Source organism: Winogradskyella sp., from assembly GCF_045105575.1.
Lineage (GTDB): Bacteria > Bacteroidota > Bacteroidia > Flavobacteriales > Flavobacteriaceae > Winogradskyella.
In genome coordinates, this window is record NZ_JBGCDQ010000010.1 from 42,943 (window position 1) to 63,131 (window position 20,189).

Genomic DNA, 20,189 nt, shown 5'->3' on the forward strand with positions numbered 1-20,189 from the left:
TGTTCCACGTGGAACATTCAAAACTTGTAATTTTTAAGAGTGCAAATATAAATTGATATCCTGACAATTACGAACGCCTGCCTAAGTAGTCATTTTCTTTAGAACGCATCAAGGCTTTCTCATCTTCCGTCTTATCTTTATAACCACAATAATGAAGGACACCATGAATCATAACTCTAGCTAATTCATCTTCAAACGACACACCAAATTCTAACGCGTTTTCATTAACCCGATCTACGGAAATATAAATATCACCATGTAGTTCTTTTCCTACTGAGTAATCGAAACTTATGATGTCCGTTAAAGTGTCGTGATTTAAAAATTCAACATTCAATTTATGCAAATAGTCGTCTGAGCAAAACACAAAGTTAATCTCTCCTTCCTTCCTTTCTTCCTGTGCAATTGTCTCAGCAATCCAATCTGCTACTTCTAGTTCGTTATTTAAACTAAACTTGGTTTCGTAATTAAAACTAATCATTTGAATTTTTAAAATACTCTTGAATCTTCTTCTTAAAATGATTTTGCAAAGGTAGTGCTTGCCTGTTTAAAATTTCGGTCGTGTTGAAATATTGTTTGGCCGTTGGGATTTGACTTGGATTATTTTGATTGAATTCTTCTTTGTTAGTTTCAGATTTACGCTTAGAATCTTGTCCTTGCATAAAGGTTGCATTTTCAAGTTTCAATAAATTGTGCTGTAAATCCATCATTTTTTGAAGCGTTTGATTGGTAAAACCAGAATTCAATAAATCGAGTTCAATATCCTCCATTTGTCTAATGAGTTGTCCTGCCGACTCTATTTTTCCTTCTTTACTTAAACGATCTTCTAATGCCTGACGCAATTGTTGTTGCTGCTGGTAAATTTTATATAACTCACCGTTTTGCTCTTCGCTTCCACCTTCACCATAGCCATCATTCTTTTCGCCTTCACCTTCACCAATGCCGTCACTACCGTTTTTTCCGTTCTTACCATTTTTGCCGCCTTTTCCATCTTTTCCATTTTCACCTTCTTTTCCATTTTGGTTGCCTTCACCCTTCTCTTCACCATTTTCACCCGACTTTCCGCCTTTTCCTTCTTTGCCCTGTTGCTCACCACTTTTACCACCTTCACCACTTTTACCTTCTTTACCAGCTTTTCCATCTTCATCAGGTTTCTGTCCTTCCCCTTCTTTGCCTTCCTTTCCTTTTTCACCTGGCTTTTTACCCTCACCTTCCTTTCCTTCTTCTCCTTTATCGCCTTCCTTACCTTCCTCGCCTTCTTTAACTTCCTCACCCTTCTTGACTTCCTCCTCCATTTTCTTATTGAGCTCTTCTTGGCTCATAATAATATCCTCTAGCTGCGAATCCCCTTCACCAGGCCCAGGTGATGGATTCATTTGTTCTTCCATATTATCTAGAACGTCACTTAAAAAACTAGCTAACTCATTCGTTGCGGTTACCGCATATTGCTGCGCACCCACACCTTGATATAATCTATTTTCAGTGAGATGATCTAAGGCTTTGTCGATATTAAAATAAACATCTGTAATCTGTGCATTTACTTTTTCTGAAATCTTTGGCTGTCTTAACGACAAGGCGAATAAACTGTCGTCAATATGCTCAAAATGCGCTCTTAAATTGCTCTGCTCAATAACGTATTTACCATACTTGTTGTTATTGATGCCAATACTCTCAAACGTTTCCATAAGGGCTTCTTGATCGAACGAATATTTCAATAAGTTTTCTAGAATTTGTCGCAGCGCATCAATATCCTCAGCAGCTTGGTCGCCACCTCCGCCTCCGCCACCTCCAGACATTTTCAGCATATCGCTCATTTCCTTCATCTTCTTGGCAGCTTTCTTTTGCCTTTCTTTCGCTTTTTCTAGTTGTTCTTTTGCTTCTTCGGGCTTTTCCTTAGCCTCATTTTCTTCCTTCTTTTCTAAGGCTTCTTTGGCTTCTTTCTGGTCGAATTTTATCTCGTCTTCTAAAAACTTATCCTGTGGAACTTTGGTTGGTTTTTGAAGTTGTCTATCATCGCGCTTTAAATCTTCTAGTTCTTTTTGAAGCTCCTCGAATTCTTCGTTTAACTTTTCTTGTGCTTCCTTGGTATTTTCTTCTTTCTTTTCCGACAGTTTTTCCTGCTTTTCAGAAATGTCTTCCAATTGCTTTGATAACTTTTCAGCCTTTTTCATCACATAGAAACGCTTGGTTAATTCCAACAGCTGTTTCATACTGCGTTTTTTGTTCTTATTTTGCTTGGCTAATTCTTCAAGTTTTTGTGTAAATTCTTCCTTGTTGATTTTATCCTTTAATTCTTCGAGCTCTTCAAGCAATTTTTCATCCTTTTTAAGCTGTTCTTCATTTTCCTTTAAACGCTGTTTTAAATCTTCTTTAAAAGGATCGTTTTCTTTCTTTTCATCTTTTTGAAATTCCTCGATATTCTCTTGAAGTTTTTTGTTGAAATTTTTCATCAACTGTTCTTGGTTTTTCTGACGTTTTAAAAAGTCTTCAAATTTCTTTTTATCATTAAAATTCAAGCTTTCTTTTTCCTTTTGAGTTTTAGAGAGTTCTTCAAGCTTTTTGTCTTGTTCTTTAAGCTTATCAAAAGTTTTACTGATGTCTTTAATCGTCTCGTTTTGGGCATTGAGCTGCTTTTGCTCTTCTTCGTCTTTTGTTAATTTTCTATAACCGAATATTGAACTTTTTGTACGCTTATAATTATGCAGAGCATCATTATCGAACACCTCGAAATAAAGTTGGTAACTGACCCCTTCTTCTAAATTAAATTGATTTGGAAATGCGCTAACAAATTCAGAAAAATTAGAGTTTGAAATGCTAATCGGTTCTACCTGCTTTTTAGACTCATCTTCCGTTGGATAATACACCAGTTGAAGTTTGGTTAGACCATAGTCATCACTTGCCTGACCATAAAAATAAAGGCTTTGTTCATCGATCGAGTCTTTTTGAACCTTAATATTCAACTCCGGATAAATATCTTTAACCACATTGATATTGTAGGCTAAATTCTCATAATCCTTTAAACTTTCGTTACTGGTTGTGATGCTGTAATTGTAATTTTTATAGAGTCGTTTAGAGACTTCAAAATTATTACTAGCATTAGATTGAAAACGCAAGGTATCTTCTGCATAAATTTGCACACCTGTGGTCGCTTTGGTCTTTGCTTTCCACGTAACGTTAGTACCTTCTGGCACTACTGCAGAACCTGTGCTTTTTAAAACCTCATCTTGCTTTTTGGTGTGTGATGGATAATCTAAAACCATTTCGAAATTGACCAAGTTTGGTGTATTCACCACTTCCAATTTATATGGTTTTGAAGTGACGTCATTAGCCGATAGTGTAAATTCTACAGCTTCCTTTGGTAAGCTGAAAGTGTATTGAAATTCGCCAGCACCCAACTGTTGTAAAAAGTAAGACTGGCCATTAAATTTGATTTGTGCGTTTTCAGGAATGACATTACCTACGGTGGAAATATTCAGCTTAAAATCTTTGTTTTCAATGGCTTGTAAGGATTCATTCAACACAAAAAATTGAAATGGCGCTGGTGGCTCGTAAGCAGTTTTATAGTTGACCACACGCTCGTAGCTATCGCTAAACCAATTTATTTTTCCTGTTAAAAAGGATAATAATAGAATGGCGACAGGAATGGCAGCATATTTTAAATATTTAGTGTTCGACTTAAAATTAATAGCCAATTGAAACGGAATGGGTTGTAACTCTTGCGACTTCTGCTCAATACTGGCAATTAATAAATCGGATTGTTGTGTGCTTTGATTCAATTGTAGCACGTTGAGCAACTTATCATTAACTTCTGGAAAATGGTTGCCGATTAACTTTGAAGCGGTTTCGAAATTGATGCCTTTTCTTAGTTTGAATAAATGCGATAAAGGAATGGCAATAAACTTAACAAAAAGTGCGAATTCTACGATAATGAATGTCCAAAACAGTAGCCTTCTTGCTGTAGGGTTTAGCCATAGCACATATTCTACAAACAAGGTCACTATAAGATATAGCAAGCCTATGGCGAAAAATAAAATGACGCCTTTTAAGAGTTCGTTGGTATAATACCGTTTAATGAACTCTTCTAACTTTTGTTTTATATTTTGAAAATTACTCACTGTTATTTATAGGTCTTTTTCAAAGTAAAGATAAATGTACATTGCTAAACCAAAATTTGATGCGTCGGTTGAAGCAAGTCTGTAGCCCTTTTTAGCATATTCGTCTAACTTTGCTTGTATGTCTTTTTTTGAACTTTTTGTGATGTGTTTAGAATCTAAAGTCACTTTACTGTAATAGATTAATGTTTCTACTTTGTATTCTTTCATTTGTTTATGCTTTTTACGATTAACCTTGTCACTAAATTGAAATACTACTAACTATACTTTTGTCACACAAAACGCAAAGCTAAAAAGGCTTTCACCTTTAACTGACTAAACTACAATTTTATTTTAATTGTAATTTGGTTAAATTTGATAAGATTCTGTTAATTTAGAGGTTTAGGGTATAAAATTGGGTTCAAATTGAACAATTACTAACTTAAAAGCAGATTACTGCCTTTGCAGGAATGACAAAAATATGAAAGACCTTAAATACTTAGCTGCGTTTTCTATTCCGATATTTGCTTTTTTAAGCTTGTCCTTAAAAGGGTATTGGGTTTGGGCTACTCCTGTTTTTGCTTTTTTTTTATTCCCATTTTAGAACTTATTTTTCCTGTGGATACTGAAAATTTAAAGCCTGACGAAGCAGATAGTAAATTGAAACGCACACTTTTTGATTGGCTGCTTTATTTAAATGTACCTATTGTTTACGGTTTGGTAATTTATGGCTTATTTATAGTTTCGAATAGTCCTTTAGAAACTTACGAATTTGTGGGAATTATTATTTCCGTTGGTATTGTGTTAGGTGTTAATGTGGCGCATGAGCTTGGCCACAGACAAACCACTAACGAGCGTTTTCTTGGTAAAGCTTTGCTCTTGCCTTCTTTCTACATGCATTTTTATATTGAACATAATTTTGGACACCATTTACACGCTGCCACACCAGAAGATCCCGCCACAGCGAGATACAACCAAAGTGTGTATTCGTTTTGGTTCACCTCAACGATTCGGCAATATATTGGTGCTTGGAAGATTCAAACGAAGTTGTTGAAAAATAGCAAAAAATCATTCTTTTCGTTAAAAAATGACATGTTTTGGTATGTAATCTTTCAAATTTGTTATTTAATTGGTGTTTTCTTGCTTTTTGGAACTTCGGCTTTGGTGTTTGCCATTTTTGCTGGAATTGTTGGCTTTATTCTTCTTGAAACAGTAAATTATATTGAACATTATGGTCTATTGCGTTCTAAAACTAAATCTGGACGTTACGAACGTGTTAAAGAAATGCACTCTTGGAATTCTAATCATGTTATTGGTAGAATTGTATTGTATGAACTCACTAGACATAGCGATCATCATTTTAAATCGTCTAAAAAATATCAGGTTTTAGACTGCCATGATGAGAGTCCGCAAATGCCTTATGGCTATCCGACTTCTATGGTTTTGGCTATGATTCCTCCGCTTTGGTTTGGGATTATGAATGCGCGTGTGCCGAAAAGTATGATTATTGATTAGAATGCAGATAATAGGCTAGTTGTGCAATAAAGTTTTTAATACACTAATTTCACTAGTTATAACGAATGGGAATACTGACAATAGTTATTTGTGAAATTCGTGTCAAACTTTTATCATTTGAGTATCATTTTCAGTCCACTTGAAAAACTTCACGCTTCGTTCTTCTAACTTCACACCTATAATTTTATCTTTGCGCTAGATTCTGAAATAACTTTATCGCTTCGAAAGCACTTCGACTGCGCTCAGCGTGACATTCAGTATAAATTTAACTCAAGTTATGTCTAAAAACGTACGTGTGCGCTTTGCACCAAGTCCAACAGGACCTTTACATATTGGTGGTGTAAGAACCGCTTTATTCAACTATTTATTTGCTAAAAAACATGGTGGTGCGTTTGTACTCAGAATTGAAGATACCGATCAAAACCGTTATGTAGAAGGCGCTGAAGATTATATAGTTGATGCTTTAAATTGGTGTGGTATTCCTTTTGATGAAGGCATTTCGCCTTCGCTCAATGACTCAAAAGATGGTGGTTTTGGTCCTTACAGACAAAGCGAGCGAAAGCATTTATACAAGCAATATGCAGATCAGTTAATTGCAGATGGAAATGCCTACTACGCTTTTGACACGTCTGAACAATTAGATGCACATAGAAAAGGACATGAAGCCGAAGGCAAAACCTTTATTTACAACTGGCACAACAGAGAAAAAGGACGTTTGGTAAATTCTTTAGTGTTGACTGAAGCTGAAACTAAAGCAAAAATTGAAGCTGGTGACGACTATGTGATTCGTTTTAAATCGCCTCAGGATGAAACCTTACATCTTACCGATATTATTAGAGGTAAAATAACGATTGACACCAATGTTTTAGACGATAAAATTTTGTTTAAAAGTGACGGTATGCCAACTTACCATTTAGCAAATATTGTAGATGACCATTTAATGGAAATTTCGCATGTGATTCGCGGTGAAGAATGGTTGCCCTCCCTTGCTTTACATTATCAATTATATGATGCTTTTGGATGGGAAAAACCCGAATTTGCACATTTACCGTTAATACTAAAACCCACTGGAAAAGGGAAATTAAGCAAGCGTGATGGTGATAAATTAGGCTTTCCGGTGTTTCCTTTGGCTTATACAGACCGGAAAACGAATGAAACCTCTAAAGGTTATAAAGAAGAAGGTTATTTCCCAGAAGCCGTCGTTAATTTCTTGGCGTTTTTAGGTTGGAATCCTGGTACAGAACAAGAAATTTTTAGTTTAGAACAACTCATTAATGATTTTGATTTAGCTAGAGTTAATAAAGCTGGTGCACGTTTCGATCCTGATAAAACAAAATGGTTTAATCACCAATACATGCAACAGCAATTAGATTTAGATTTGGCTGAGCAGTTTAAAACAATGCAACCAGAATTAAGTGCTATTGATACTAATTATATTGCTTTAGTTATTGGCTTAGTTAAAGAGCGTGCGACTTTTGTTGGTGATTTTTGGGATTTGAGTCATTTCTTTTTTACGGCTCCAACAAGTTACGATGAAAAAGCTTCTAAAAAAGCGATAAAGGACGATACCGCTTCTGTAATGACTACAGTTATTGATTTAATAAATACAACTGATGATTTTACAGTTGAAAACCTTCAAACTAAAATAAAAGGTTGGATTACAACTAACGATATTGGTTTTGGAAAAGTGATGATGCCTTTACGATTAGCATTAGTTGGTGCTTTGCAAGGCCCTGACGTTTTTGATATTGTTTATATGATTGGTAAAGCAGAAACCGTAAAACGTATTGAAGCACTAATAAAAACCATTTAATTTTTTAAAAGGTAATCATCGCTGTTAATGCTATCAGCGACTGATTGCCTTTAAACTTTCCACTATTTCCTATGTCGAGATCTTGGTCATTTAAGGCACCTAAAATGTTGGTTTGTATATCAAACTGCGTGACGCCACCTTGAAGCCCAATACCATTTTTGATTTTATAATTTTTCCGCTGTGCATAACTAAATGTAACAAACAGAATACAAATGCCTACTAATAAAGAAGATTGTGTGTTTTTCGTGCTATTTTTAAAAGCTCAATAAGACAACCCTAAGTAAAATAATTAAAATAACTTACTTTTAGTCTTTCGTATTAACTAACCTTTAAAAAACATATTATGGGTCAATTTATTTTAGTTCCGATTTTATTTTTAACCGTTCTCATTTTATTTGCTTCAATTTTTATAGTGAAGCAAAAAACAGCTGCCATTATAGAGCGGTTTGGTAAGTTTCATAAAATTAGACAATCTGGTTTTCAAATGAAAATTCCTTTTGTAGATAAAATTGCTGGTAAGTTGAGTTTAAAAATTCAACAATTAGATGTTATTATTGAAACCAAAACACTCGATGATGTCTTTGTACGCTTAAAAGTATCTGTGCAATACCGTGTTATTAGAGAAAAGGTTTATGACGCTTTTTACCAATTAGATTATCCGCACGAACAAATTACCTCGTATGTATTTGACGTGGTGCGTGCCGAAGTTCCTAAAATGAAATTAGATGATGTTTTTGTAAAAAAAGATGATATTGCCTTAGCAGTAAAAGCAGAATTAAATGATGCGATGTTAGACTATGGTTTTGATATTATTAAAACCTTAGTTACTGATATTGATCCAGATGCCCAAGTAAAAGCAGCGATGAACCGAATTAATGCTGCAGATAGAGAAAAAACAGCCGCTCAGTTTGAAGGTGATGCTGCTCGTATTCTTATTGTTGAAAAAGCAAAAGCAGAAGCAGAAAGCAAACGTTTACAAGGCCAAGGTATTGCAGACCAACGTCGTGAAATTGCTCGTGGATTAGAAGAATCTGTTGATGTATTAAATCGCGTTGGTATCAACTCTCAAGAAGCTTCAGCCCTTATTGTAGTTACGCAACATTATGACACTTTACAAGCTATAGGTCAAGAAACCAATAGTAACTTAATATTATTACCAAACTCGCCACAAGCCGGAAGCCAAATGCTTAACGACATGGTAGCAAGTTTTACAGCAAGTAACCAAATTGGTGAAGCCATGAAAAATTCTAAAAACAAAAAGAAAACAGATGAATAAATTACATAAAATACTCGTGTTGGTGCTCATCGTAACTAGTTTCAACGTTTTTGCACAAAACAAAACCGATGCTTTAAGAGACGCCAAAGCCACATCTAAAGCCACATTAGATATGGATTTTGATACGCTTTTAAAACACACGCTTCCTTCAGTTATAGACATGATGGGAGGAAAAGATGCAGCACTCACTCTTTTAAAAACCACTCTAGAGGGCATGAAACTGCAAGGTTTTGTGTTTGAAAAAGCAGATATTAAAGGGGTGTCTGAAATTGTAAAAGAACAAGGGCAATTCCGTTGTATCGTTGAAGGTTTTAACCAAATGAAAATGTCTGAACAACGCATTTCATCTAAAAGCTATCTCTTAGGGATTTATAACGAAACCGAAAAGTTTTGGTGGTTTGTAGAAACGAAGCAATTAAAGAATGAAACCCTAGTCAATAAAATTCTACCAGACTTTGAAACTGCACTAGACATTCCGGAAGATGAAGTCACTGCCGAAGCGATTAAAGATTAGATAGTATCCTATTATTTTATATTGAAAACCCTCGAGAAAATATGTCGAGGGTTTTTTAATTCTTTTTGTCAGTAGCTACTTAAAATAAACCATTAGGAACATGCCTGTTTTTAATCTCCATAAATCTTGTACAAAAGGCTGTTACAAACCACAAAGCAAACTTCCCATGATGGTTAAAGTCAACATCCAATAGCCAGCATGTATCAGTATATATTTTACACTTTTGCGTTCAAAAAGGGCGTTGATGCCTAGTATTGGTAGCGCACCTAAAACACCAAACATAGCTCCATGTAAGGCTCCGTGTTTAAAAGTTCTGTAAGCAGTTCCGTAATCTGCCATAAAGGCTTCAAAAGATGGTTCTGCGAGTTCTGGTTTGGCACCAATCATGCCCATAGCTCCCCATTGATGGTTGGTAAATTGCATTAACAATACGCCTAATAAAGCTGCAAAGAGTAATGCAAAACCGAATATAATGGCAATGTTGCCGCTTTTAAGACGCTCCTCTGTCATTTCTGCAGCTCGCATCCAAGCAATTCCGAATCCTAATTTAGGATGGTACCATAAGGCTCCTACAAATAATGCAGCTACTGCTGCAATTGGTATGGCAATTGGGTTAATTGGTAATTCCATAATCTCTTTTGATTTTTTAGTTAGATATTTTAAATGTACAAAAAAACCTCACAACCATTGGTTATGAGGTTTTTATTAATCGATTTTTACATCGTTACATTCTCGATTTAGTAATTTACTCTTTATCGTAATCTATAATAGCTTGAACCGGAGTTAATACATTATAATCCTTCCAGATTGAAGCATCGTATTGTTTTAAAGAGACTATTGGATATTCTTTTTTATACTCTAAAACCAAGTTTTCTGAATCTAGATTATTAATAAAATAGAGCTCCGTTTTAGAATTAAAATCTTGTTCTACCATAAGTTTTAACTTTAAGACTTGCTTACCTCTTTGTTCTGAAGTGTTGTTCCGAGTAAACTTAAGCGATCTGTCTAAAAACACATAATTACCACTTTCTTGACTTATAAAATAAGGGCTGTACTTTTCGTTGTTATTTTTCTTAAAAATCACAGTGGCACGATAGGCGTTTTCTTCATATTTAATGCCCATTAAAAATTTTAGACTCACTCTTTGTCCTATTTTATTTTCAGCATATTGATACTCTAATTTTACAACGGCAAAATCAGATGTATTTACGTACATTTTACCTGAGTAGGTAGCGGAAAATTTATCGGGTTTAAAACTGATAATATAGGCTGTCTCGTCATCGATATTGGTAATACCTTCAATGGTGTGCTCATAATCATCTTCTTCAAAAATGAACTCGAGTTTTGAATCTTCGCTTACTGTATTATTTCTAATAATCCTGGCTATTTGAGATTTTAATCCTTTAGTATCGCCTTTGTTAGATTTGGTACTATCTTGAATCATATCTCCTATTTTTAAAGAATCTTCGAGTTTAAAAAACCCTGACTTTAATTTATAAGTCGCTGAAGAATCTAACAGTGCAAAAGCATTCTCAATAGCTTTAGAATTCATTGAATTTGTAGATAAATCCTTGTCTTCATTTATTAATTTGGTCGCTTTAATTACAGCCATTTGTAAACTATCTGACGTTTTTAGTAAATCGACTAACACATCTTCATAATATCTTGACTTCTTGCTCACCACATTTCCCTTTAAGTCTTCAAATTCTTTATTAAACGTTTTAATTTTAGACTTCTTTAAGTTTGAAGACTTTACAAGATCGAAATCAAAATCACGAAGTTCAAAATTACTTGTACTCCGCGAAAAAACGCGTTGTGCTCCTTCTTTAGCATAATTTTCAGAACTATTAGCTCTTACCTTTTCTAGAATTTCTGCAACAGAAAGTTGTTTGTTGGTGACGAAAACTTCTGAAAGCTCACTTATAGAGGCTTCTAGTCTATAAATTTCTTTATTAAAATCGGATAACTTATAGTCTACAGATTTATACCCTAAACATGAAATGGAAACGATATCTGTCTCTGAAAAATTATCAACTTCGAGATTAAACACGCCTTCATCATTGGTAATAACACCATAATTAGCTCCGATTTGAAGCGTAACGTAAGGAATTGGATTATTTTCTGAATCTACTATTTTTCCTGTAATGGTTTGAGAGAAAAGACAGTGGCTAATTACCAGCGTGGCAATAAAAAGGAGATATTTCATACATTAAAGCTAAAAAAGTTAGAGTTATTAAAAATACTATAAATAATGTAACACATTACCATTTCACTTTAAATAATCATCTATAAGATCTCTGAAGCTTCTGCAGCTAATACGTCGTTTTTATCGTCTTTTGCTTTTTCTATAAAATCGTTTATCGCTTCGTTTCGTTCTAAACCATTTTTAAGCAATACTTTCAACGCAATTAAAGTTACAGCACGTGTGCCTGCTTTTTTTATTGCAGTGCCAAATAAAGGCTCTAATTCATCATAAGTCACCTCCTTAGCCAGTGTTTGAATTTCAGCTTTAGCTTTTTGTTGTTTTTCTTCTGGTAAATTAGTGTACTTTTTACCAAACTGCTGAATAACGTTTATGGCAGGACGCTTCTGTTCTGCACGTCGATTAGGCTCAGTGACTACATTATTTTGCGGTTTTGGAGCTTGCTTTGCCCAACTATCTCTCAGTCCGACCGTTTTATTAAACACCAGCTTTTCTGAAGTGGTGTCATCATCAACATTAAAATACCCTAGCCTTTGAAATTGAAACTGATCTCCAGCTTTAACCTCTGCTAAACTCGGTTCTAAATAGCCTGTTTTTATAGTTAACGAATTCGGGTTTAGAAATTCCATAAAATCTTTATCCTTGTCACTATCTGGAGATTCATCACTAAACAAGCGATCGTATTCCCTAATTTCTGCTGTAATGGCATGTTTTATGGATACCCAATGTAAGGTGCCTTTTACTTTTTTAGAGGTATCCGTATCGTAAGTGCAATGAATTTCTGTTACATTTCCATTCTCATCCTTAACAACAGCATTTGCTTTTATGATGTAAGCATTTTTCAAGCGGACTTCACCACCCAATTTTAATCGGAAATATTTATTACTCGCTTCTTCCTTAAAATCGTCTTTTTCGATATAGATTTCTCTAGAAAAAGGCACTTTTCTAAAACCAGCAGTGTCATCTTCTTGATTATTTTCAGCTTCTAACCATTCCTCTTTAGCTTCAGGATAATTGGTGATAACCACTTTTACAGGATCCAAAACCGCCATCACACGATTTGCCGTTTTATTTAAATCTTCGCGAATACAAAACTCTAAAAGTGATACATCAATGACGTTTTCGCGCTTAGCCACTCCTACTTTTTCAATAAACTTTCGAATTGAATTTGGTGTGTAACCACGACGACGCAAACCAGAAATAGTTGGCATACGTGGATCGTCCCAACCAGAAACCACTCCATCTTCTACCAAACGCAATAATTTACGTTTGCTCATTATGGTGTAACTAAGATTTAAACGTGCAAATTCGCGTTGTTTTGGTGGTAAAGGCAATTTATCCTTTGCGTATTCATATACATGATCTTTAAACCAATCGTAAAGTTTTCTATGTGGTTTAAATTCTAACGAACATAAAGAATGTGAAATTTGTTCTATATAATCGCTTTCACCATGCGTCCAATCGTACATAGGATAAATGCACCAATCATCACCAGTTCTGTGATGTTTAGAATACATGATGCGATACATCATAGGATCTCGCATCAGCATGTTTGAATCTTCCATATCTATTTTTGCACGCAAAATATGTGTGCCAGCAGGAAATTTTCCAGCTTTCATACCTTCGAATAACTCTAAATTTTCTTTTACACTACGATCTCTATACGGACTGTTTGTTCCTACTTGTGTTGGAGTCCCTTTTTGTTTGGCAATTTCTTCTGACGTTTGGCTATCTACATAAGCTTTGCCGTCTTTTATCATCAAAATGGCCCAATCGTACAAGATTTGAAAATAGTCTGAAGAATACAATTCGTTAGCCCACGTGTAACCTAACCAAGCGATGTCTTTTTTAATAGCATCTACATATTCTTGCTCTTCTTTTGAAGGATTGGTATCATCGAATCTTAAATTTACAGGAGCGTTATAGGTTTCACCCAACCCAAAACTAATACCAATAGCTTTGGTATGACCTATGTGTAAATACCCATTAGGCTCTGGTGGAAAACGAAATCGCAACTTCTCTTTAGGTAAGCCATTTGCTAAATCCTCTTCTATAATATGCTCAATAAAATTGAGTGCTTTTGTTTCTTCTGACATTCTATTTAGGTATGTGGTATTAGGAAATAGGTATTAGGTTGTTTTATTGAAATGAAAATAGGCCTACTTAGCTAAAGCGTCATAGGATAAGGACAAAATTACACAAATTGTAACATTTATGAACCATTCGCTACGTATAGAGTGAACCAAAAATGTAAAATGAAATGAACTATAAATGTCCAAAATGTAATAATACGACTTATCAAGTCGATGAAATGCGAGCTACAGGAGGTACATTCTCTAAAATATTTGACATTCAGAATAAAAAATTTACTTCAGTAACTTGTAAAAAATGTACCTACACAGAATTCTATAAAGCCAAAACGAGCGCACTTAGTAATGTTTTTGATTTGTTTACGAATTAATAAAAAAGATTAAAGACCGCTTGTGCCTTTACAGATGCTAACACTGGTATTATTAAATCTGGTTTTATCTATTATCTCTACTCAACTTATTTAATAATCAATAGGTCTCAACTGCGCTCGACCAGACATAAATATTTATTTTTGTGATATGGGAATAATAAAAGTTGAAAATATTAGAGTATTCGCTCATCACGGCTGTTTAAAAGAGGAAACTGCCATTGGTAGCGATTACAGAGTAGATTTAGAAGTTAAAGTTAATTTAAAAACCTCATCCATATCTGATGAATTAGCTGATACTGTCGACTATGTTTTTTTAAATAAAGTGGTAAGAGAAGAAATGGCAATGCCTTCTAAGCTCTTAGAAACAGTGGCTAAACGGATTTTAGATCGTATTTTTAGTGAAGATGACTTGGTACAAAAAGCGACTATTGCGGTTAGTAAGATAAATCCACCTATTGGTGGTGATGTGGAGATGGTAACTATAAAAATCACCCAAAAGAGAAAAAAGTAAGGCTATTTAAGCATAGAACGCATATAATTTTTATATTTGCGCTCTTGTTAATTTATGTTTAAATTTATAAGATTTCTGCGTTCGCAGGAAGTTAGGGTGTCGTGGCCGAGTGGCTAGGCTCAGCTCTGCAAAAGCTGCTACAGCGGTTCGAATCCGCTCGACACCTCAATAAAGCGTTACTTTTTAGTAGCGCTTTTTTTATTTTAAATTTTAGAAAAATTTAGATTAAAGTATACGCCATTCGAATCCGCTCGAAACCTCAAGAAACCTTCAACTTATGTTGAGGGTTTTTTATTTAAAAAAAAATGAGAAATTGATTAAGGCTAACCAGCAACATCTAGAGCGTTTCTATAAAATTGCTTTTGTTCTATCTATTAAAAAGTAATCAAAAATCAACAACATATTTAGCATTAAAATTCCGATAGTAAATAATAATGCTCCATAAGGCCAATGTTGAATTTTAAAAATTAGAGCAAAAAATAGTGCAGATACTGTTAGGCCTATACATAAATAATAAACGCCTTCTTCTATAAACCACCAAACAAACAAAATAATAATTAATGCTTCTAAAATATAAGGTAACGCAACAAGGTGAAAAGCATTTACTAAGTAGTTGATTATCCACAATGAAATTAGAGCAAACTTCACATAATCTAGTTTTATTTTATGTTGTTTTTTAAGGAAACGAACCGCATATAACAAACCTAAAGAAACACTACCAATAAACATTAGTATTGCCGCATAAGGCCAATGCATAACTTTGAATAAAGCACCAAATATTAAAATTATAAGAGCAATACGCAATGGAAAAGTTAAAATCTTAGAATTCATTTTATAAACTTATTCTAAATAGGATTCACCCGTTCAATCTGTTCCTTGCTCTTTTCATACAAATCAGGAAAAAGACCCTGACTTAACAGTATAATACCAAAGACTAAAATTACTAATGCTACAATTTTTTTAGTCTTAAAAATTCGTCTTGGTGTTAACTTATTTTTTAGGCGTTTTGCTGCTGCTATTTTAACAAGATCCGTTAAAAAATAAGCGATAAGCATGGTTGAAATAAAAACGAAAACCCCATTTTCTGAAGTGGTAATAGAGGTACCAATGACTATAAAACCTAACCAACCTAAAAGGACTCCAATATTAATAAAATTAAGAAGAAAGCCTTTTACAAATAACTTTCCGTAATTTTTTTTAGGAATATTAATTCTGTGATGTTCTCTAACAATAGAACGAAATGATTTGGAGGTTTTTACAAAACTAATGAGTCCGTAAATAACTAATAAAACTCCACCAAAAACCAATAATTTTGGATCGTCTTTTATTTTGTCTAATAACGTATCTGTACTTTTAAAAATAACGAGGATAAAAACAATATCAGCGAAAATGACACCTAAATCGAAAATAATAGCACTTGTAAACCCTTTGGTTGCACTGGTTTCGAGTAAAACGAAAAACACAGGACCAATGGTAAACGCTAAAATAATTCCGAAGGGAATAGCTGTTAAGATATCGTCTAACATGTAAAACTTGCTGTTTACACAAATGTAAGAAACTCAGCCGAATTTACATGCGTTTTATTGTGCCACCAAGTAAGGTGTTTTCTTCTACTTGTTTTGGATTACCATAAATATAAACATCACCTCCAGCTTTAATTCTAATATCTACAGATTCTGTAGCATGCACATACGCTTCACCAGCTGCATTGATATCGACTTCAGTTTGTTCTGTAATAAAATCTTTACCGTTAAATACACCTCCTGTATAAATAGTAATATCTTGATTTTTAGATGTTCCTGTGGTATTAATTTCACCACCAGTTACCGCTCTCATATTAGCATAGGTTGTTTTTAACTTTGCTGTAATAACGGCTCCTTCTTGTACCCTTAAATCTATTTCGTATTGGTCAATAGTATTTTTAACTATGACGAAAGCTCCTTCATTAGCATCAATAACATCAACTGACGTATAATGTAAAACAACAACCGTATCGTTACCATCGTAACTTTCTTCGAGATTCATACGGATTTTTAAGATGCCATTTTTATTAATGATCTCCACATCTTTTCTGTTTTTACCTGAAATAGTGACTTTATTTTCATCAGATTCAATCATTTTAAGCTGAATTAAATCGAACACTTTTACAGTTGAAAATTCACCAATGACACGTTCTATTCCTTCTTGGGAATGACTTAAAAAACCAATGGTTAATGTTGCAATTAAGAGTATATATTTCATGTGTTTATTTTAAAACAATTATTCTTTCACTAAAAAACCATTTGAGATGAATTTCATTTCCGGATGGTTTTCTTACAATACGTCGTTTTGGTGAAGCTATAATGGTAATTGACGCTGCTATTGCCGTTAGTACATAAGTATTAATTTCTGGAAATATCAGTTGTATTCCAAACCTTAAAACCAAATAAGTCACAAGGAATATTAAGAAGATGTATACACTTGCTTTTGTCTTAATTTTCATGAAAATGCTTTTATTATTTAAAAACTAAACCGCTACTTTTACGGCAGTTCCTGTGACAGAAACCATCGCATAATTGCTTGCAGTTAGTTCAATTTCTACTTTTATACCAACCACTGCATTAGCCTTTAGCTTTGCTGCATTGTCTTGTAACGTTTGAAATGCTTCTTCTTTTACCGCCTCAATACTGTTTTGTACTTTGGTATAATATTTAGACATGCTAAATCCCATCGCTAAAGTATCTTTATTAATGGCAACACCTGTAACGATGCCTAGATAATCTATTATTTTATGGTTTTCTATGGAGTTGGTTGTGGTTAAAATCATAAGGCTTGGTGTTTTTGAAAGGCCTGCCATAATTCATCCGGATTAGCAACATATAATTCTACTTTTCCGCATGAACCACAAACATGGGCATTTAACTTTCCTTTTTCAAATTTATTAAAAAATAGTTGATCCGTAGTTTGTATATGAATGGATAACTGTTTTTTCTCATTCATGTGGCCATGATCCACAATACTTAAGTTTTCAATTACTTTATTGGATCCACATTTTTTACAACTTTTATCCTCCATAAATCATTCTATTTAATTGATTTTAAATCTCGTCATTTTATTCTGGTTTTCCAACCATATAAAAATCTAAATGTTTCTTGGTTAAATCCGCATTTTTCACTTTTACAACAACTTCTTCTCCAAGTTGATAAGAGGTTCCTGTTTTATTACCAACCATAGCATACTGATCTTGATCAAACTGATAGTGATCATCTTTCATATCTCTTACACTGACCATACCTTCGCATTTATTAGAAATTATTTCTACATAAATTCCCCAATCGGTCACTCCAGAAATCACTCCTACAAAGTTTTCATCTTGATGATCTTGCATAAAACGAATCTGCATGTATTTAATAGAATCGCGCTCAGCTCTGGTGGCTAAATATTCCATGTTACTTGAGTGTTTACACTTTTCTTCGTAAATTTCTTCGTTAGCAGATTTTTCACCATCTAAATACTGTTGTAATAAACGATGTGCCATTACATCTGGATAACGACGAATTGGTGATGTAAAATGACTGTAATAGTCGAATGCTAAACCGTAATGACCAATATTCTTAGTCGTATATTCGGCTTTAGACATGGTACGAATCGTTAAAGTATCTACTAAATTCTGTTCTTTTTTTCCTTGAACATCTTTCAATAAATTATTTAAAGACGACGCAATACTGCCTTTATCATTAAAATTTAATTTATGACCAAATCGCGCAACAACCGTTTGTAATTGTGCTAATTTAGATTGGTCTGGTTCATCGTGTACACGATATACAAAGGTTTTCTTTTGTTTACCAATAAATTCAGATACTTTTCTGTTAGCTAATAACATAAATTCTTCAATCATTTTATTAGCATCCTTAGAGGTCTTAAAAAATACTCCAACTGGATTTGCTTCCTGATCTAAATCGAATTTTACTTCAACCTTATCAAAAGAAATAGCTCCATCTCGCATACGTGCATTACGCATTTTTCTGGCAAGTTGGTTCATTTTTATCGTCGCCTGTGCCACTTCAACACTAGTTTGATATGCTACACCTGTAAGTGAAACCTCAGTCGGTATTGTAGTATCTATTTTTTCTGGATGCTTTAAAACTTCAACTTCATTTACTTTAGCATTATTTTCAATAATAGCCTGCGCTTCTTCATAAGCAAAACGTGCATCGGAATAGGTGACTGTTCGTCCGAACCATTCATTTTTAATGTCGCATTTATCATTCATTTGAAACACCGCAGAAAAGGTATATTTTTCTTCGTGTGGACGTAATGAACAAGCTCCATTAGATAAAATTTCTGGTAACATTGGTACCACACGATCTACTAAATAAATAGACGTTGCACGCTCGTAAGCTTCATCATCTAAAATCGTTCCTGGTTGTAAATAGTGTGACACGTCTGCAATATGAATTCCGATCTCATATAAGCCATTATCTAAGACTTTAAATGATAAGGCATCATCAAAATCTTTAGCATCCTTAGGATCTATGGTAAAGGTTAAATCTTTACGCATATCGCGTCGTTTGGCGATTTCTTCAGGCTTAATAGACGTATCTATTTTATTGGCGAATTCTTCAACCTCATGAGGAAACTCAGTTGGTAAACCATATTCTGCTAAAATGGAATGAATTTCGGTACTGTGTTCACCTGGTTTTCCTAAAACTTTAATCACTTTTCCGTTAGGCGAATCTGCTTTTTCTGGCCATTCTTCAAGAGATACTAAAACTTTATCTCCATCTTCTGCTTTATTAATTTTATTAATAGGCACAAAAATATCAGTGTACATTTTATTGCTATCTGGTACTACAAAAGCAAAGTTCTTTTTCTCATGGATTTGAATGGTACCAACATATTCCGTTTTTGCACGCTTTATAATGTTGGTAATTTCTCCTTCTTGCTTACCACGATGTTTTCTTTTGTAAGCGTAGAATTCTACTTCGTCACCATTTAAAGCTTTATTGATATTGTTGGATGCTACGAAAATATCGTCTTCAAAATCGTCTGAAATAATATAGCCATTTCCTTTAGCGGCTAAATCTAAAATACCAGTATGGTATTCGTTGTTCATTACGATTTTGAATTTACCACGATCAACCTCTTCAATCTCTTGTTTTGCTTTAAGTTGTTGTAGTTTTTTTATAATTTGATTGCGACTACTAGCATCGTTAACACCAAGTTTAGCAGCAATTTGTTTGTAATTATAAGTTTGGTTTCTGTCTTTTTTTAAAATACTAAGAATTGTATTTGTAAGGTTGGAAATCTTATTGTTTGAAGGTTTCCTGTGTTTCTTTTTTGTCATTTAATTTGTAATCTATTATTGTATTTGTTATTCTAGATACACTTGTAAAATCTTTTGTTTTTATGGAACAAGTGTGGAATAACTATGTTATTTAAAACTTAATTTTAGCGAAGAGAGGTCAACATTTTCACTTTGACTACGCTCAGTGACCACGTTAATTTATTACTAAGTTTAGCACAAAGTTACGTTTTAATTTTTTAATGGTGTTTAGTGAAGGTTAAATTAATAAAAACGCCTTATAAAATTTTAGACTTCTTTATTTTTTTGTTTCATTTTAGACTTATCAACATATATATACATATCATCAGTTTTCTTTTAAAATTTAAAAAAATAAATGGTGCTTATTATAGGCTGTTAATAGTTACGATAACTTTATTTGTTTTTGTTTTGATATTACGTAGTTTACATTTTACAATAGTTTAATTAACATTAAATTTACAGGTAACTACTTCATTTTAAAGTTAAATTTAAAAACTATGAAC

At 33.7% G+C, this 20,189-nt stretch carries 20 protein-coding genes and 1 tRNA gene; 8 read left to right on the forward strand and 13 right to left on the reverse strand.

Features of this window, described 5'->3' with window-relative positions; genetic code table 11:
- Nucleotides 1-67: 67 nt before the first annotated feature.
- From ybeY to AB8B52_RS02650, 3 genes are read right to left on the reverse strand one after another with little or no spacing between them, the layout of a single operon-like run.
- Nucleotides 68-478, reverse strand: coding sequence for an rRNA maturation RNase YbeY (gene ybeY / locus AB8B52_RS02640; RefSeq protein ID WP_406024963.1), 411 nt, complete (start codon nt 476-478; stop codon nt 68-70).
- Complete coding sequence (locus tag AB8B52_RS02645; RefSeq protein ID WP_406024965.1) at nt 471-4,112, reverse strand: hypothetical protein; 3,642 nt, start codon at nt 4,110-4,112, stop codon at nt 471-473. The genes ybeY and AB8B52_RS02645 overlap by 8 nt, the downstream gene beginning before the upstream one ends.
- A gap of 6 nt (nt 4,113-4,118) precedes the next feature.
- Entirely contained in the window at nt 4,119-4,319 is a 201-nt protein-coding gene (locus AB8B52_RS02650) for a DUF4177 domain-containing protein (protein ID WP_406024966.1), read from the reverse strand.
- Between the two features lie 250 nt (nt 4,320-4,569).
- Here AB8B52_RS02650 and AB8B52_RS02655 point away from each other — a divergent pair, with 250 nt between their 5' ends.
- The 5 genes from AB8B52_RS02655 to AB8B52_RS02675 all read left to right on the forward strand — a co-directional run bounded on the left by AB8B52_RS02655 (nt 4,570) and on the right by AB8B52_RS02675 (nt 9,206).
- A complete protein-coding gene (locus AB8B52_RS02655; protein ID WP_406024968.1) occupies nt 4,570-4,692 on the forward strand; it encodes a hypothetical protein in 123 nt (40 codons plus the stop codon).
- Between the two features lie 14 nt (nt 4,693-4,706).
- Nucleotides 4,707-5,603: an alkane 1-monooxygenase gene (locus AB8B52_RS02660; protein WP_406024970.1), complete on the forward strand. Its 897-nt coding sequence runs from the start codon at nt 4,707-4,709 to the stop codon at nt 5,601-5,603.
- Between the two features lie 277 nt (nt 5,604-5,880).
- On the forward strand, nt 5,881-7,416 hold the full coding sequence (gltX, locus tag AB8B52_RS02665) for a glutamate--tRNA ligase (RefSeq protein ID WP_406024972.1): 1,536 nt from the start codon (nt 5,881-5,883) through the stop codon (nt 7,414-7,416).
- 343 nt (nt 7,417-7,759) lie between these two features.
- On the forward strand, nt 7,760-8,692 hold the full coding sequence (locus AB8B52_RS02670) for an SPFH domain-containing protein (RefSeq protein WP_406024974.1): 933 nt from the start codon (nt 7,760-7,762) through the stop codon (nt 8,690-8,692).
- A complete protein-coding gene (locus AB8B52_RS02675) occupies nt 8,685-9,206 on the forward strand; it encodes a hypothetical protein (RefSeq protein ID WP_406024976.1) in 522 nt (173 codons plus the stop codon). Before AB8B52_RS02670 ends, AB8B52_RS02675 begins: the two co-directional genes overlap by 8 nt.
- A 141-nt stretch (nt 9,207-9,347) precedes the next feature.
- Here AB8B52_RS02675 and AB8B52_RS02680 read toward each other — a convergent pair whose 3' ends face one another.
- The 3 genes from AB8B52_RS02680 to AB8B52_RS02690 form a co-directional block, all read right to left on the reverse strand.
- Nucleotides 9,348-9,836: a DUF1761 domain-containing protein gene (locus AB8B52_RS02680; RefSeq protein WP_406024978.1), complete on the reverse strand. Its 489-nt coding sequence runs from the start codon at nt 9,834-9,836 to the stop codon at nt 9,348-9,350.
- 115 nt (nt 9,837-9,951) lie between these two features.
- Entirely contained in the window at nt 9,952-11,412 is a 1,461-nt protein-coding gene (locus tag AB8B52_RS02685; RefSeq protein WP_406024979.1) for a carboxypeptidase-like regulatory domain-containing protein, read from the reverse strand.
- An 80-nt stretch (nt 11,413-11,492) separates the two neighbouring features.
- Nucleotides 11,493-13,505: a glutamine--tRNA ligase/YqeY domain fusion protein gene (locus tag AB8B52_RS02690; RefSeq protein ID WP_406024981.1), complete on the reverse strand. Its 2,013-nt coding sequence runs from the start codon at nt 13,503-13,505 to the stop codon at nt 11,493-11,495.
- 164 nt (nt 13,506-13,669) lie between these two features.
- Between AB8B52_RS02690 and AB8B52_RS02695 the strand changes: the two genes are divergently transcribed.
- The 3 genes from AB8B52_RS02695 (at nt 13,670) to AB8B52_RS02705 (ending at nt 14,547) form a co-directional block, all read left to right on the forward strand.
- A complete protein-coding gene (locus AB8B52_RS02695) occupies nt 13,670-13,870 on the forward strand; it encodes a zinc ribbon domain-containing protein (protein ID WP_406024983.1) in 201 nt (66 codons plus the stop codon).
- Between the two features lie 148 nt (nt 13,871-14,018).
- Nucleotides 14,019-14,381 carry a dihydroneopterin aldolase gene (gene folB / locus AB8B52_RS02700; protein ID WP_406024985.1) on the forward strand — a complete coding sequence of 121 codons (363 nt, stop codon included), beginning with the start codon at nt 14,019-14,021 and terminating at the stop codon, nt 14,379-14,381.
- Nucleotides 14,382-14,476: 95 nt separating this feature from the next.
- Nucleotides 14,477-14,547 (forward strand) — tRNA-Cys (locus tag AB8B52_RS02705).
- A 182-nt stretch (nt 14,548-14,729) separates the two neighbouring features.
- Here AB8B52_RS02705 and AB8B52_RS02710 read toward each other — a convergent pair.
- Genes AB8B52_RS02710 through AB8B52_RS02740 form a run of 7 tightly spaced genes read right to left on the reverse strand, consistent with a single transcriptional unit; the run spans nt 14,730 to nt 19,707 of the window.
- Nucleotides 14,730-15,212 carry a GldL-related protein gene (locus AB8B52_RS02710; protein WP_406024987.1) on the reverse strand — a complete coding sequence of 161 codons (483 nt, stop codon included), beginning with the start codon at nt 15,210-15,212 and terminating at the stop codon, nt 14,730-14,732.
- A gap of 14 nt (nt 15,213-15,226) precedes the next feature.
- Nucleotides 15,227-15,907: a LysE family translocator gene (locus AB8B52_RS02715; protein ID WP_406024989.1), complete on the reverse strand. Its 681-nt coding sequence runs from the start codon at nt 15,905-15,907 to the stop codon at nt 15,227-15,229.
- Nucleotides 15,908-15,950: 43 nt separating this feature from the next.
- Nucleotides 15,951-16,622 carry a head GIN domain-containing protein gene (locus tag AB8B52_RS02720; RefSeq protein WP_406024991.1) on the reverse strand — a complete coding sequence of 224 codons (672 nt, stop codon included), beginning with the start codon at nt 16,620-16,622 and terminating at the stop codon, nt 15,951-15,953.
- A 4-nt stretch (nt 16,623-16,626) separates the two neighbouring features.
- Nucleotides 16,627-16,863, reverse strand: coding sequence for a hypothetical protein (locus AB8B52_RS02725; RefSeq protein ID WP_406024993.1), 237 nt, complete (start codon nt 16,861-16,863; stop codon nt 16,627-16,629).
- Nucleotides 16,864-16,887: 24 nt separating this feature from the next.
- Nucleotides 16,888-17,217, reverse strand: coding sequence for a YbjQ family protein (locus AB8B52_RS02730; protein ID WP_406024995.1), 330 nt, complete (start codon nt 17,215-17,217; stop codon nt 16,888-16,890).
- Nucleotides 17,184-17,435 (reverse strand): hypothetical protein, encoded by a 252-nt coding sequence (locus tag AB8B52_RS02735; RefSeq protein WP_406024997.1) that lies wholly within the window; start codon nt 17,433-17,435, stop codon nt 17,184-17,186. The genes AB8B52_RS02730 and AB8B52_RS02735 overlap by 34 nt, the downstream gene beginning before the upstream one ends.
- A gap of 37 nt (nt 17,436-17,472) precedes the next feature.
- Nucleotides 17,473-19,707 (reverse strand): ribonuclease R family protein, encoded by a 2,235-nt coding sequence (locus tag AB8B52_RS02740; RefSeq protein WP_406024999.1) that lies wholly within the window; start codon nt 19,705-19,707, stop codon nt 17,473-17,475.
- Between the last annotated feature and the right edge of the window lie 482 nt (nt 19,708-20,189).